The 15,650-nt window shown below is 41.0% G+C and carries 6 protein-coding genes and 2 pseudogenes; 3 read left to right on the top strand and 5 right to left on the bottom strand.

What is annotated here, in order from left to right:
- A partial coding sequence (locus RMY31_RS22960; protein WP_409878200.1) for a response regulator occupies window positions 1-4,309 on the bottom strand: 4,309 nt, incomplete at its 3' end.
- Window positions 4,310-4,332: 23 nt separating this feature from the next.
- On the bottom strand, window positions 4,333-5,634 hold the full coding sequence (locus RMY31_RS22955) for a cellulose synthase subunit BcsC-related outer membrane protein (RefSeq protein WP_322658052.1): 1,302 nt from the start codon (window positions 5,632-5,634) through the stop codon (window positions 4,333-4,335).
- Between the two features lie 538 nt (window positions 5,635-6,172).
- Between RMY31_RS22955 and RMY31_RS22950 the strand changes: the two genes are divergently transcribed.
- Entirely contained in the window at window positions 6,173-6,646 is a 474-nt protein-coding gene (locus tag RMY31_RS22950) for a rhodanese-like domain-containing protein (RefSeq protein ID WP_322658051.1), read from the top strand.
- Window positions 6,647-6,655: 9 nt separating this feature from the next.
- Here the strand turns inward: RMY31_RS22950 and RMY31_RS22945 are convergent, their stop codons facing one another.
- The 3 genes and pseudogenes from RMY31_RS22945 to RMY31_RS22935 all read right to left on the bottom strand — a co-directional run.
- A complete protein-coding gene (locus RMY31_RS22945) occupies window positions 6,656-6,778 on the bottom strand; it encodes a hypothetical protein (protein ID WP_322658050.1) in 123 nt (40 codons plus the stop codon).
- Window positions 6,779-6,785: 7 nt separating this feature from the next.
- The gene (locus RMY31_RS22940) at window positions 6,786-7,031 is read right to left on the bottom strand and encodes a hypothetical protein (protein ID WP_322658048.1); all 246 of its coding nucleotides are present in this window, start codon (window positions 7,029-7,031) and stop codon (window positions 6,786-6,788) included.
- Window positions 7,028-7,522, bottom strand: a pseudogene (locus tag RMY31_RS22935) (ATP-binding cassette domain-containing protein); the annotation flags it as partial. The pseudogene RMY31_RS22935 and the gene RMY31_RS22940, both read right to left, overlap by 4 nt.
- Window positions 7,523-8,078: 556 nt before the next feature.
- Between RMY31_RS22935 and RMY31_RS22930 the strand changes: the two are divergent.
- Together RMY31_RS22930 and RMY31_RS22925 are read left to right on the top strand one after the other, a co-directional pair.
- Window positions 8,079-11,192: pseudogene (locus tag RMY31_RS22930) on the top strand (condensation domain-containing protein); the annotation flags it as partial.
- A 186-nt stretch (window positions 11,193-11,378) separates the two neighbouring features.
- Window positions 11,379-15,650 (top strand): SDR family NAD(P)-dependent oxidoreductase, encoded by a 4,272-nt coding sequence (locus RMY31_RS22925; protein ID WP_409878199.1) that lies wholly within the window; start codon window positions 11,379-11,381, stop codon window positions 15,648-15,650.

Genomic DNA, 15,650 nt, shown 5'->3' with positions numbered 1-15,650 from the left:
TAGAAACTGTCTGTTCGCAGGCAAGTGTCTCTTGTGCTTTGAATATTGTGCTTGCCCAACGCTCTAGAGTCGCCGCCAATTTTTCTTTGATTACTGGCTTGCTGAGATAGTCATCCATTCCTGCATCTATACACATTTGTTGGTCTTCTTTCATCGCATTAGCTGTCATCGCAATTACCACAGGACGACGATTACCAGCAAAGGAGCTTTCTGACCAACGATGAATTTCTTTTGTAGTTTCTAAACCGTCGAGAATTGGCATTTGGCAATCCATTAGAATTAAATCGTAGGGAATTTTTTCTAATAATTGCAAAACTTCTTTCCCATTGGCGGCGACATCAGCACTATAACCCAAGCTTTGGAGTTGCTTGAGGGCAACTTTTTGATTCACAAGATTATCTTCTGCTAAGAGAATTCTTAATTTAGGTGAGTTAGGAGCAGAATAATCGTAGTTATTTTCAGAATTTTTCACCTCTGCCCCTCTGCTCCTCTGCTCCTCTGCTCTCCTACCTCCTGCCTCCCCTTCCGGTTCTGGCTGCGTTCCTAAGATAGTCATGATGGTATCGAGCAATCGAGACGCTTTAACGGGTTTGACTAAATAGGCAGCAAATCCGATTTTGAGTGCCCGTTGGATTTCATCTCGTTGATTAGTAGAAGTAAGCATAATCAAAGGTAAATCAGCGATCGCCGAATTTGTTTTAATTTGCTCTCCCAAAGTCATGCCATCTATTTCCGGCATCTGCATATCAATCACAGCAATGTCATAAAGACTGTTGTACTTGGCAGCTTCCTGAATAGCTTGGAGGGCAGTAGTAGCCGAAGCAGCCTGATCCACCAGCATTCCCCAATGGGTAGCTTGATGATGGATGATTTTGCGATTAGTAGCATTATCATCCACTACTAACAAACGCCGATTAGTCAGAAGTCCGCGATCTTGTATTGGGGAAATGGGGTGAATTTGCTTGGGGAAAGTGACTTCAAACCAAAACTTAGATCCTTTGCCCAGCCAACTTTCTACGCCAATTTCTCCTCCCATTAAGTTTACTAGTTGCTTGCAGATGGCTAATCCCAAACCTGTGCCGCCATACTTGCGGGTGGTGGAAGCATCTACTTGGGTGAATGGCGTAAAGAGTTTGCTTTGGTCTTCGGGGGTAATGCCAAGACCGGTATCTGTGACAGTAAAGTAGATAGTGGCTGTAGTAGAAGTTTGCGATCGCAATTCTGCTCGTACTACTACCTCTCCATTGCTGGTGAACTTGATCGCATTGCCGATCAAGTTCATGAGAATTTGCCGCAGGCGACCAGCATCACCTTGAAGCTGGGTGGGGAGATTGCGATAGATCAACGCTGCAATTTCTAATCTCTTTTGATGGGCTGGGGGAGCCAATAATTCTAAAACTTCTTCCACACAGGTAGATAAGTCAAAATCTAGAGTTTCTAGTGTCATTTCCCCAGCCTCAAGTTTGGACAGATCCAAAATCTCGTTGATTAGGCTTAAAAGAGCGTCTCCACTAATGCGAATTGTTTCGATAAAATCTCGTTGTTCTGGGTTCAAGGGAGTTTCTAACATTAAGCCTGTCATCCCCAACACAGCATTCATTGGCGTGCGGATTTCATGACTCATGTTTGCCAAAAAGGCACTTTTGGTTCTGGAAGCTAATTCAGCTTGGTGACGGGCAACTTCAAGTTCTCGTCGCTGTTGCGTTTCTGCATTTAACATTTGGGCTTGGGCTAAGGCGATACCCACTTGGTCAGCTATTTGCTGTAAAAGATGAGTTTCAAAGCTAGACCATTGGCGAGAACTACCGCACTGATGGACAATCAGCAAACCGCAGAGTTCTTCTTTGACAAGAATGGGCACAACTAAATTAGACTTTACCCATAATTGTTGCAGTAATTCTATGTGACTTTGTTGGATTTCAACCATACCCAAGTCAGCAAGCCCCAGATTCCTTTTTTGACGATACTGCTGAAGATAATACTGTTGTGTATATTCGGCTTGAAAGTAAGAGTCGATGCTCTTGTTCTCCTTGATTGTCAGCCAGCCAGAAATTACTGCCTCTACAATAGTGGTTCCAGATCCATCTGGCAAAGGCTGATAGATCAAGACTCGATCGCTCTGGAGAATTTTTTGTACCTCTGTAACACTGATTTGGAGAATTTCTTGGATTTGCAAAGACTGACGAATCTTGAGAGTGATTTCAGTAAATAGTTGCGATCGCAGGTTTTGGCGTTGGAGTTCTTCTTCTGCTTGCTTGCGCTCAACGAACAGTCCTACTTGCTCGCCAATAGAACTCATGACTGTTGCTAAATCTGGATCGGGTTGCTGGATTTCATGGCTAAAACAGGTAATCACACCAAGGATTTTTTTACCACTACGGATAGGAAAGCCAAAAGCTCCATGCAATCCTGCTTCAACTGCGATTTGAGAGCGGGTAAAATTGTTGTCTTTAGCGATATCCACAATCCAAACAGGTTCGCCACTAGCCCAGACTCGACCAGGCAGCCCAATTCCTGGTGCAAAGGTGGTCTGTTGACTGAGGATTTCAAATTCTTGCATTTTGAAAGATATTTTATACCATACATCTAAAAAATACAGTAGATTTACTCTCAAATCCACCATCCACATTTCGCTAAAATCCCATGCCAAACTCTCGCAGATTCCTTGCATAATTTGGGGCATGGCTTCATTAATTGTTGTGGATTCTGCTAAGACGCGTGTTGTAACATACTGTGCTTTTAAATGCTGTTCGGTGCGTTTGCGATCGCTGATGTCAATACCTGTGGCAACAATGTATTCCACTGCGCCCTCATAGTCTTGCAAAATAGTCTTAGTCCAAGCAATTAACCGCCGACTGCCATCCTTGGTTACCCAATAGCTTTCGTATTCTTTAGGCCCTTCACTAGTTTGCAATTGCTCAAAAACTGCTTTAACCGTGCCTACTTGTTCTGGAAGTAGAAACAAATTCCAGAAATACCTGCCTTTGACTTCATCAAATGAGTAACCAGTCGTTTGTTCGCAAGCTTGATTGAAGCGAACAATTTGCCCTTGTGCATCAAGAACTACTACCAAAGCACTAGCTGTATCAAGCACTGCTGAGATAAAATTGCGTTCTTTGTTTAGTGTGTCCTCTGTGAATTTACGCTCTCTGACCTCACGATAAATAAAGTAGTAAATTATAGCCAGAATCAAAAAACTCAGGCAAATAGCGATCGCAAGCGTCAAAATCGTTTTGCTGGCACTGGTTTTTGCAGCTTGTGACTGCTGCTGAAGCAACCCTCTATCCTCATTAGACATCTCATTGATAATCTTGCGGATATCATCCATCAGATTTTTTCCCTGATTTGTCTGGATTAGCTGCAACGCCACCTCAAATCCCTGATTTTGGCGCAGGTATATAGACTGTTTGAGTACGGCAAGTTTTGCAGCTATCAAGGGTTCAAGGATTGCGAACTGCGTTTGTTGGCTGGGTTGATCTGCGATTAAATCCTTCAGTTCTTTAATTTTTTGATCGATATTCGTAAGTGCTGCTTGATAAGGTTCCAAATAACTTTCTTGTCCAGTGAGGATGTAACCGCGTTGTCCAGTTTCAGCATCCTTCATGTCGGACAGTAGTTCTTCCAGCCTATTGATTTTCTCTTGGGTTTTTTGTACCTGATTATGAGTATCAATCAATACGGTTGTGTTTTGGTAGGAAATGACACCAATCAAAACTAAAATTGCCGATGCTAACCCAAACCCGCCAGCAACTCTTTTAAAAAATTGTTTGCGTTTCTTCTGTGCCTGTTTGCGCGTATCACTCGCCAATACCAAATTTGCTAAGTTGCGCCGCATTTCTAGTTGCTTGATTACCTGGCGACCTAGAATTCGTAATGCTTCAACCTGTTCTGGAGAGAGGTTTCTGGGTACATAGTCAACTACACAAAGTGTTCCTAGTCCATATCCTTCTGCATTAGTCAGCGGTATACCAGCATAAAACCGAACATTAGGCTCAGAAGTGACTGACGGGTTGGTAGCGAACCTTTCGTCTTTAGTAGCATCAGGCACAACAAAAACTTCCTGTTGCAGAATCGCATGGGCGCAGAATGCCACATCTCGCGGTGTTTCTAATGCCTCCAAACCGACTTTTGACTTGAACCACTGGCGATTGCTATCAATTAAACTGACTAAGGCAATAGGAGTTCCACAAATATATGAGGCTAAACGAGTGAGGTCGTCAAAGGCAGCTTCCGCGGGAGTATCGAGGATTTTATACTCCAAAAGAGACTCGATTCGTTGTGGTTCGTTATCAGGTAATGGTGCTTTCATCCTTCTGCCTTTGTTCTTGACTCTTAAAATTTGACACGCAACTGCCCTGCCAAAGAGTTACCACTGTAAGCGCTTTCTCCTGTATCTTGATTGCGGACATTGCTAAAGCTATAGCCCAAGTCTGCTTCTATATTGGGCGACAGCTTTACCGTACAGCGCGTTTGATAGGTATTAGCGTTGTCAAATTCTCCTTTAAGTCGCTGCCGTCCTAAGTTGGCAGCCAAGCGACAGCGTAAGAACTTAGTAATATCTCCTTCCCAAGCCACCTCAGCGTTGTAAACCAGGAAATCTTGTGGAGAGAAATAGCCACTTGTGCGTTCTAAATCGCGATCGTAATTCCAAGTGAATAAGTTAGCTGCCAGAGAAAACTGTCCGAACTTGCGCTCTAGCCTACTAAAAGACTGGACTTCGGAATTACCATCGTTGTAACTACCCAAACGCAATGACGAAAACAAACTGGTGTCACGGTCAATCTGCCAGTATAAATCAGGCCCAAATCGCCAAGCAGTAATTTGATTGTCTAAAGTTCGGGCATTGGATTTATAAGGGCCTTGTTCTAAGTTACCTGATAGTACTACTAGCGATCGCAATCGACCTGATGGTGTAACTTTCGCTGGCGAAATGGGAAGCTCCACCTTAGCATTGAGATTGAGAGCTGTAGGTAAACGGTTGAATATATCGACTCCGGCTGCTGTTTGCAATGTCACTTGCCCGATTTTTCCTTGCCATCCAACTTGCAAGGGAACATTGGTAATTGATTCAATACCGGGTTGCTCAAAAAAGTCAAAACCTGTCTTAAAAAATATCTTGTTGCCATTTCTTAATCGAAACTGAGCCGTTGGTTCGATGAATAAATTGGTTTGGCCAAAGTTGTCTGTGTCATAGCGATAGTCCGTATCAATACTTTCCAAAACTGCATCCGGCGTTCTAGGTTCGGTGGAAGTTGTTGGTTGGTTAGAATTCTGGAGTGGTTTGGGTAACGCTGGCGGTAATCGCAGCCCAGGATTGAAGTTTTCGGGTGCCGCAATCAAAATAGGTTTTAGCTCTAATCGATAGGGAAGCGGTATCGAGAGTTCTAAGTTCAGAGTTTTGAGCTTTGAGTGTTGCTCTGTTGACTCAGGATTTGCTTTAGTGACTTGCTCGATTAATTCTGAAGCTGATTTCCAGTTCTGATGTGGTTGAACAGCTTGTGACTTAGCTACTGAGAATGTCCAAATACCTATGCTACAGATGACTCCCAATTGCATCTGTAGGCATCCCAAAGTCAACCCAGCGTATAAATTATATCGAAAAACAAAGAGATAACGTCTAAAATTATCTACCATCGGTCGATAGTGCAGTTGTATATGAAAACGCTGCCAATGAGTTTCCTGGCCGCTAGCTTATTTATTCAGCTTGGGATTATGATGCCCACAACATATGCTTGTTGAGACATGGGAAATAAAAAAAAACAATCAAGACTTACGCAAAAAAATTCTTCGTGGAGGTAGGGTGTAATACCAATTCTCCAAAAGACGGCTATAGATGATGACACGGTGAGGTAGTCGGAGTCTAGGACGCTACTTTCCACCTTTGGCTTTGGGCACTCCTTCTGCTAAGGTCGCCGCTAACGCGAACGGAGAACTCGTTCGGCAAAACCGTTATTAGTTAACGTCTATTTTTGGAACGATCGCTATAGATCGAGTTAGGAAACTAAGTGCAAAGACAAACTACTCAAATGTGCGATCGCCTATCTTTCTTAGAGGAAAATTAAGAGCAATGGCGCGCTTGCGTAGCGTCTTATAGAAAAGCGCCTAGTTTCAGCAATTGTTTGCAAACAGGTTTAGTTGCTGGGGTTTCAATTGGCTGATAAAGTATTGGAGCATGAAAACCACATTGCGATCGCTTGCATTACGTTTACTCAAACTCTTCATCAAGTTGAGTTTTCCAAATGTTAGTCAGATAACGACAGTAGAGTTTGCTGCTTGGCTATTAGACTCTGCAAAGCTACAACCGTTTGTGCTTGATGCCCGAAGCCAAGCAGAGCATGCAGTCAGTCACATCAAAACAGCTATGCGTATCGATCCTGTTGCACCCGACCTAACAGCACTCTCGACAGTTTCACAAGACACACCAATCGTTGTGTATTGCTCGGTTGGTTATCGTAGCGCTAAAGTTGCCCAACAACTTCAGAGGAAAGGATTTTCCCAGATTTTTAACTTGAGCGGTGGTCTTTTTCAGTGGGCAAATGAAACACGACCCATGTTTAAAGATGACGAACACCCAACCCAACTTGTGCATCCTTATGATGCAACCTGGGGAAAACTGCTAAAAACTTGTTACCATGCTGAGAATTAGTTAAGCTATTTATTTTTTCTCGCGTAATATTTCTCCTTCACCTTTGTTGATATCCCACCTGATATCTTGATTGAGTCCTGCTTGTTGTTGTGCTGCGACAGAAAAATCCTTGGGGGGAATACCTAGTTGCATCTGGGTGTTACGCTAAAGTAGAAACACAGGTATTACAGCTTTGAATTCTGGCACGAGCGTATACATTACCTAAATCTTCATAGTCAATTTCCCAATTCTGAGGCAGGCGTTCTGCCATGCGTAGCATTAAGGTACGTGATTTGGAGTCAACGCCAGGGCAGTTGTATTGACGGCGATTCGACCCCGAAATTATCAGCCTGCGAAAAGGACGCTGTTGGGGTGGTAGTTTACCGTTTTCATCGTTTGGTTTCATGAGCCTGTGATTTGCTCTTTTTCAGATGGTCTAATAGCAATTCCTTTTTGCTGTCTATAATCTTCTATAGAAACAAGTTGCCAATTAGATTCTTGTGAAAGTTATAATACCCATTGATGGTAATTAAATAAGCTCTCTCTGTGACCAACACTGATAAAAGTTGTTTTCGTTTCTTGTAACTGTTGATAAAAATTACCTTCGTTCTTCAAATCTAAAGCACTCGTCGCTTCATCTAAGATAGTGAAACTAGGATACGTAATTAATAGCCTTGCAAAAGCGAGGCGTTGTTGTTCTCCTAACGACAATATGTTCTCTCAAGGAACTTCTGTATCAAAGCCATTTACACGAGTAAGCAAGTGTTGCAGATTAACTTGTTGTAAAATTTGTTCGAGTTCGCGATCGCTCATTTTGCGGTCTGTATGCGGATAGAGTAGTTGTTCGCGCAAAGTACCCAAAATGATATAAGGACGCTGAGGTAGGAATAAAACATCACCTTTGGTAAAATTTGTTCAGGACTAAAGCTAGGTGTCGTAAATATCTAGTTGAGTTGAGGCTATCAATGGTCAATTGTTAATCGTCAATAAATCTATACTCTGAACCTTTGCTAACCCTCACCTTGATTTAATTTGTCAGTTGCGTAAGTCCTATTTTTTTAACCATTAAACACATACCACTAATTAAGTGTGCTTGCAAGGACAGTTAAGACACTTAAGAAATTAAATTTTTAAATCTTTTAACTGTCTTAACTGTCCGCTTAACTGTCTTAAATATCTTAAATATCTTAACTGTCTTAAATGTCCAATTAACTGTTTCTTTAACTGTCTTATCTGGTATTGCATTTTATTAAAAAAACTGAGATTATTTTTAAATGCACTTGTAAACAGTTTGATGTAATACCAAGTCTAAGTGAGGGTGCATAGAACTGTAGAATAAAGAGCATAGAAGAAAAAACTCTTGAGGAAGTAATGGCACGCCCTTTTAACCTAGAAGTACATGAAAGTGCTGAGTATTTGCTAAGAGCAAACGAGCCTGCAAGTTCTTGTATATCGACCAGTAGAACAAACTTACAATGGCACTCAAATCAGGGTAGAGTTGCCTATTACCTTGTGTGAGTCTTTGAGAGTTCTCAGCCGTCAAGAGGGAACCACTTTATTCATGACGATGCTGGAAGCTTTTATTATCCTGTTGCACCGCTACATTGGACAAGACGATATTTTTATCGGGTCTGCTGTTGCCAATCGCCGGATGCACCAAATCGAGAAGATAATTGGCATGATTGTCAATAACTTAGTTTTACGCACCGATATCTCAGGTAATCCGACAGTGCGGGAATTACTCGAACGCGTACGCCAAGTGACAATGGAAGCTTACACCAACGAAGACGTACCATTCGATAAAGTGGTAGAAGCGATTAGACCAGTTCGCAACCTGAGCCACAATCCCTTGTTTCAAGTGATGTTCAGCTTCCATAATTCCGCCAAGCCGCATTTGAATTTCCCTGGCTTGGACATCACCTTGCAGGAACCAGCTAGTAACAAATCTGCCAAGTTTGACCTTGATTTCCTCGTCATTCCCAGGTTTGAACAAAGCATACAACACGGTGCGAAAACGGGAGCAAAAGGAATTACCCTAGTTTTGGAATATAACAGCGACCTGTTCGATGCTGAAACCATCCAAGCGATGCTAGAGCAGTATGAACAGGTACTTATCGAGATAGTAGCTAACCCAGAACAACAAATTGGTCAAATACCTCTGGTCACTCCATCTCAACAAAAATTGCTAGGGGAATGGAATCAGACTCATAGGGAATATACTGAGAAACACTGTATCCAGAAGTTGTTTGAGGCTCAGGTAGAATTAACGCCCGATGCTGTAGCTGTAGAGCAGGATGGGCAAAGATTAACTTACCGCGAATTGAGCGATCGCTCCAACAAAATTGCCCACTATCTACAAAGTTTGGGAGTCAAATCAGAAACCCTAATAGGTATCTGCGTTGAGCGTTCCCTAGACGCGATCGCTGGCTTACTCGGCATTCTCAAAGCTGGTGGTGCTTATGTTCCCCTTGACCCAGCTTATCCCCAAGAGCGAATCGCTGATATTCTCGCAGATACGCAACTTGGCTTTTTGCTGACGCAAGATAAATTCCAAGATAAATTGCTAGGTTATACCGGAAAAACAATTTGTTTAGATCCAGATTGGGAATTAATCGCAACCCATAGTACAGCCAATCCAATTAGCAAGGTTCAACTAAATAACCTGGCTTACAGTATTTATACCTCTGGTTCTACGGGTAAACCCAAAGGGGTGATGATTGAACATCGCTCCTTGATGAATTTGATTCAACATTGGTTTTTTGAGCAGAAATTACCCGAGCCTACTTACTTTAACCAGTCTGCACTGCTAGAAGTTCCGTCAGATGTGCAACCTGAACTATTGGAGCAAATAGTACAGCAATTGTTAGCGCATCACGATGCTTTGCGTTTGCGGTTTGTGCAGGAAGGGGAAAACTGGCTGCAAATTAACGCCGCTACCCAGGAATCTGTACCATTGAGCATCTTTGATTTATCGCACCTTTCGCCAGCAGAACAGCAAACAGCGAGCGCCACTAAAGATGCTGAACTCCAGGCTAGTTTGGATTTTGCTACGGGAGCGATCGCACGAGTCGCCTTATTTCAATTAGGCAGCGATCGCCAAAAGGGATTTGATTTGGCTCAAGCACCTCTAATGCACTTTACTATCATTCAGCTAGGAGAGCAGAAATACCAATTTATTTGGAGTCATCATCATATCCTCTTAGATGGCTGGTCAATGCAGATTGTCCTTAAAGAAGTTCTAGCTTTTTATGAAGCAAATCAGCGAGGCGAAAATTTATGCCTCCAAGGAGTTCGTCCGTATCGAGAATATATTGAATGGTTACAGCAACAGGATAGCGATAAAGCAAAAAACTTTTGGCAAAAAACTCTTCAGGGGTTTGAAACTCCTACTTTATTGGGGGGTAAAAAGGGAAAGGGAACATATCATGAGCGATGTTTTCAATTATCTCAAACGGTAACTGAAAAATTGCAATTTGCAGCGCGACAGCACCATTTAACTTTGAATAATTTGGTGCAGGGAGCATGGGCGTTACTAATTTTCCGCTACAGAGGGGAAAGTGATATAGTCTTTGGTGCAACTGTATCTGGTCGTCCACCGACGTTTGAGCAAGTAGACTCAATGGTGGGACTATTGATTAACACTCTCCCAATACGGACACAGGTTAACGGAAAAACAGAATTATTATCCTGGCTCAAGCAATTACAAACTCAAGCATTAGAACAAGAACAATATGCTTATTTTTCTCTTGCCGAAATTCAACAATTAAGTGAGATTCCGACAGGATTACCACTTTTTGAAAGTATTTTAATATTTGAAAATTATCCGCTAGATTCTGCTAAACAAGAAACCAAAACAACATTAGCAATTAGTCATATTAGTTGTTTTGAGCGCACAAATTATCCTATCACATTAGTAATTAATCCCGGTTCACAATTAGCAGGCAGGATTGTTTATGATACTAGCTGCTTTGACGAACAAGCGATTGACTGCATGATTGGGCATTTCCAAACATTGCTGGGAAAAATGGCAAATAATTTACAACAATATATTTTTCAATTATTTTTAATCAGTGCAGATGAAGAAAAAGAAATAATTACACTAGAAAATCATCAACAAATAAATTGCTTTAATTATACATGTTTTCATGTTTTATTTGAAGAACAGGTAGAAAAAATTTCCGATGCCATAGCGGTTGTATATCAACAACAACATTTAACTTATCGGGAATTAAATAACAGTGCCAATCAATTAGCTCATTATTTGCGATCGCTAGGAGTTAAACCAGAAGTTCGGGTGGGAATTTGTGTTGAGCGCTCCTTAGAAATGGTAATCGGAATACTCGCTATTTTCAAAGCGGGAGTGGCTTATGTTCCACTAGATCCAGCTTATCCTACCGAAAGATTAGCGTTCATGCTGGAAGATGTACAAACACCTATCTTATTAACACAAACTCATTTACAAAATAAGCTACCAATCAATAATCAAGGAGAGACTATTGCCGCTAGAGACGGCTTTACCTATCGCTATAACAAAGATCCTCATGTGCTGAAATGGATCGGAATTTAACGTTTACTCAGATTTGAACAACTACAATTTATTTTTATTTGGAGATATAAATATTTTAAATGCTATTGTATTTTATTGAAACAGATGAGATTATTTATGCTATTTACTGTTAGTTATATAAAAAATAAATAAGTAGAATAGATAGATGTGTGATATTTGATTACGAACAATTTTAATTCATGAACAGTGGAGTTTAATATTGTGTATTTAAATAATCATAGTCAAATTTTAGCGACCTCAAGCAATCAAATTTTTCTATGCCAAAAAATAGAAGTTGCTATTAGGTCGAGTTTGACTGTAGATGATTGTGTAGTCAGAGAAAGACAAACCAAAACGCGAAAACAAGAACTAGTTGCCTATATAGTTCCTTCAGGCTTATTTGTACCAGAACAATTGTTGTCTCACCTGCAAACAATTCTGCCTAGCGAATTGATACCCACAGCATTTGTACTAATATCTACCATACCCCTAACAGATGCAGGGCAGATAGATGAAACTACTCTAGCCAGTTTAGAAGTTATTGACTCTGACTTAATATATCGTATAGAAGGGCAAATAGATTTATTATCAGAAATCGAACGTGTTGCGGTGGTAATTGAACCAAAAGTGGCAAGTATGCCTCCTGTGCATTTGGAGGATTTGCTAGGTGACACTCAAGCGATGTCTGCGACGGACTGCGCCTACGTCTCTGAGGATAGCCAACAAAAGATACAAGTAACCACACCTAGTCAAAATATAGAAAACAAGAACCCGTCTTCGTCACATAAGTTAGCCATTAGTCACGGGGAACCACTGCAATACTCCGAAGATGCTCCCAAAACTTTAGCCCAAGTATTGCAACGAGCAGCTGAAACTTCAACTAAAGGTATTATTTACGTTCAACATGATGGTAGTAAAAGAGTGCAGTCTTATCGCCAATTATGGCAGGATGCCCAAAGAATTTTAGCTGGATTGAGAAAGCTAGGACTCAAGCCCCAAGATAAAGTAATTTTTCAACTAGAAGATAATCAAGATTTCCTGAGTGCTTTTTGGGGTTGTGTGCTTGGGGGCTTTGTTCCTGTGCCAGTATCTATCGCCCCAACATACAAGCCAGGCAATAGTACCGCCAGCAAATTACAAAACACATGGCAGATGCTAGAGAAACCCCTAGTGCTGACAAGTGTTTCTTTAGCTTCTAACATTGATGATTTTTTCAGGCTGTTCAACTTAAAAAGCTTTCAAATTGCAACTGTTGATAAGTTGCGTGAGTGTGAACCGGATTTCCAATTACATCAAAGTCAGCCAGAGGATTTAGCGATTTTGTTTTTGACCTCTGGAAGCACTGGAATACCCAAGTGTGTGATGCTCAATCATCGCAACATCTTGAGTATGACGACTGGCTTAATTTTAATGGGTCATTTCTCAAGCCAGGAAAGCGTTTTAAACTGGATGCCTTTGGATCATGTCGGTGCATTGGTATCTCTTAGTATTATGGCTGTTAGTTTAGGTTGCCAACAAATTCATGTACCAACTGACTTGATTGTGCAGAATCCACTCAAGTGGCTAGATTTGATTGACTTTCATCAAGCAACGATTAGTTGGGCCCCTAACTTTGCCTTTTCCCTCATTTGCGATGCCTTTGGTGACCTTTCCTACGGAACGCTGCGCGAACGGTATCGCGCGAACGATATTCAGCAAAAACAGTGGGATTTATCATCAATGCGTTTTATCATCAACGCAGGAGAACCCATTGTCACTAAGATAGCCAGGAGTTTTTTAAAGCTGCTTCGCCCTTATGGTTTACCAACCGATGCAATTCATCCAGCCTTTGGGATGAGCGAAACTTCTTCTGGTATTACTTACTCTGACAGCTTTGCTCTCGAAACTTCATCAGATGATAGTTTATTTGTAGAACTAGGGCCACCTATTGCTGGCGCTTGGTTGCGGATTGTTGATGAAAATGAACAGGTAGTTACAGAAAATACCATTGGTCGTTTACAAGTAAAAGGTGCATCTGTTACTAGTGGTTACTATCAGAATCCCCAAGCAAACCAAGAAGTTTTTACCGCCAATGGTTGGTTTAATACGGGGGATTTGGGATTTCTCCATCAAGGACGTTTAACTATTACTGGTCGGCAGAAAGATGTCATTATCATCAATGGACTAAACTACTACTGTCACGAAATCGAGGCCGCTGTTGAAGAAATCGAAGGAGTAGAAGTTTCTTATACAGCTACCTGTGCAGTCAGACAACCAGGAATTAATACTGATAAACTAGCTATCTTTTTCAATACTTCTGTTACTGATGATGCCAGTTTGTTAGCTCTGCTTAGGGAAATTCGTACTGCTGTTGTTAATAAAGTAGGTATAAATCCAGATTATTTAATTCCAGTCAATAAAGAAATTATTCCGAAAACTGCTATTGGGAAAATTCAGCGATCGCAACTGAGCCAGCGTTTCCATACAGGCGAGTTCAAATCAATTATTAAATGCATTGATATATTACTGGGTAATGCCAATACCATTCCCAACTGGTTCTACCGTCAAGCATGGCAACCCAAATCTCCCATTACTTTTAATTCTGCTTTAACTGTTACTAATTCCACTTTAGTATTTCTAGATTCTTGCGGGTTGGGGTCTTATTTATGTCAAATATTGACAGAATATAACCTGCCATACATAACTATTTCACCCGGAGATGATTTCCGCAAAATAAATCGCTCACACTACACAATTACCCCAGGACAACGCAAGGACTACCAACTATTACTCGAATCCCTAGCAACAGATAATATTATTATTGAGCAGATTCTGCACTTATGGACTTATGACCAATATATTGGTGAAGTCAAAAGCATTGATGCTCTGGAACAAGCACAAGAACATGGAATATACAGTTTATTGTTCCTAGTTCAAGCTTTAGCCAAAGTTCAGGGTGTTGACAATTCAGTTCAATTGCTATTTATTTCTTCTCATATTCAATCCATTTCTTCAGATGACCCTATAGCTTATGAGAAATCAGCAGTATTAGGGCTATTGAAAACGATTCCTCAAGAATTACCTTGGTTAAACTGTCGCCACATTGATTTAACCTTTGCTGAAGTTAAAACAAATGGATATTTTATCTTACAAGAGATACAAGTTTCTTCAAAAGAACGAGAAGTAGCTTACAGAAATGGGCAGCGTTTTGTTCCTCGTCTAGAAAAAGTTGATTTTACAAGCAAACCTAAATCCTCAATTAGCTTCAAGCAAGGTGGGACTTATTTGATCGCAGGAGGACTTGGTGGTATTGCTATTGAAATTGCACGATATTTGCTAAAACATTACCAAGCTAGATTACTGTTAGTTGGCAGAACTCCTTTAACTTCAGAAAGACGCATAAAAGTCTATCAAGAATTAGAGCAGCTTGGGGGAGAAGTAATTTACGAAACTGTTGATATTTGTGATTTAAAACAGTTACAAATAATCGTTGAAGAAGCCCAATCCAAATGGAGTAAAAATTTGGATGGGATACTTCATTTAGCTGGAACTTTTCATGAGCAACTTGTACTTGATGAGACTCAGGAGAATTTAGCAGCAATACTGCGTCCCAAAGTGTTGGGTGCTTGGGCATTGCATCAATTACTCAAAGACAATCAGGGCAGTATTTTTATAAACTTTTCTTCGGCACACGGTTTTTTTGGTAGTACTGCTGTTGGTGCTTATGCTGCTGCTAATAGTTTTCTCGATCGCTTTTCTCATTACCAAAATTCCCACAGTGAATTAGCAAGCTATTGTTTCAGTTGGAGTATGTGGGATGAAACAGGAATGAGCCAAGGATATCAGATGAAGAATCTGATCCGCGCTAAAGGTTTCTATGTCATGTCTTCCTCTCAAGCAATCTCTTCAATGCTGTCCTGTTTACAACACCAACAAACAAATCTATTGATAGGTTTGGATGGTAACAACCAAAACATTCAACGTTGGCAATCTCAACTCTTTAATTTACAGAAGTTAACTGTTTATTTCACGACCACAGGTGATGAGGTTAAATTACCAGATTTGCGAGTGCAAGACCGCTTTGGAACTTCTTGTACTTGCAACTTAGTACAACTGCCAGAAATGCCTTGCCTCGAAAACGGCAAAATTGACCGCGCCAGCCTAATTAGGAAAATTAACTCTCAGGAAATTAGGGAGCGCATAGAACCACGCAACGAGATAGAGTTCAAAATTGCTCAATGTTGGCAGCAAGTTCTGAGAGTGCCACTTTTAGGCATTCACGACAACTTTTTCGAGTTAGGAGGAAATTCCCTGTTAGCTGGTCAAGTAATTGCGCGGTTACGCGAAGATTTGTCTCTAGAATTGTCTCTCCAGCGTTTGTTTCAAGCGCCTACCATTGTTGGTTTAGCTCAAACCATTGAGGCGATTCAAACAGTAACCCAAAGCAAGAATACCTTTATTGAAACACTCGATCAAGAATACGAAGAGGATTATTTATAA

The sequence above is a fragment of the Dendronalium sp. ChiSLP03b genome (assembly GCF_034531165.2).
GTDB lineage: Bacteria > Cyanobacteriota > Cyanobacteriia > Cyanobacteriales > Nostocaceae > Dendronalium > Dendronalium minutum.
This window is presented reverse-complemented; position numbering and strand designations above follow the sequence as displayed.

Bases quoted from the DNA above. Each gene is read 5' to 3' on its own strand.
- RMY31_RS22950 (WP_322658051.1), top strand. From the start codon at position 6,173: ATGAAAACCACATTGCGATCGCTTGCATTACGTTTACTCAAACTCTTC.
- RMY31_RS22940 (WP_322658048.1), bottom strand. From the start codon at position 7,031: ATGAAACCAAACGATGAAAACGGTAAACTACCACCCCAACAGCGTCCT.
- RMY31_RS22955 (WP_322658052.1), bottom strand. From the start codon at position 5,634: ATGGTAGATAATTTTAGACGTTATCTCTTTGTTTTTCGATATAATTTA.
- RMY31_RS22945 (WP_322658050.1), bottom strand. From the start codon at position 6,778: ATGCAACTAGGTATTCCCCCCAAGGATTTTTCTGTCGCAGCACAACAA.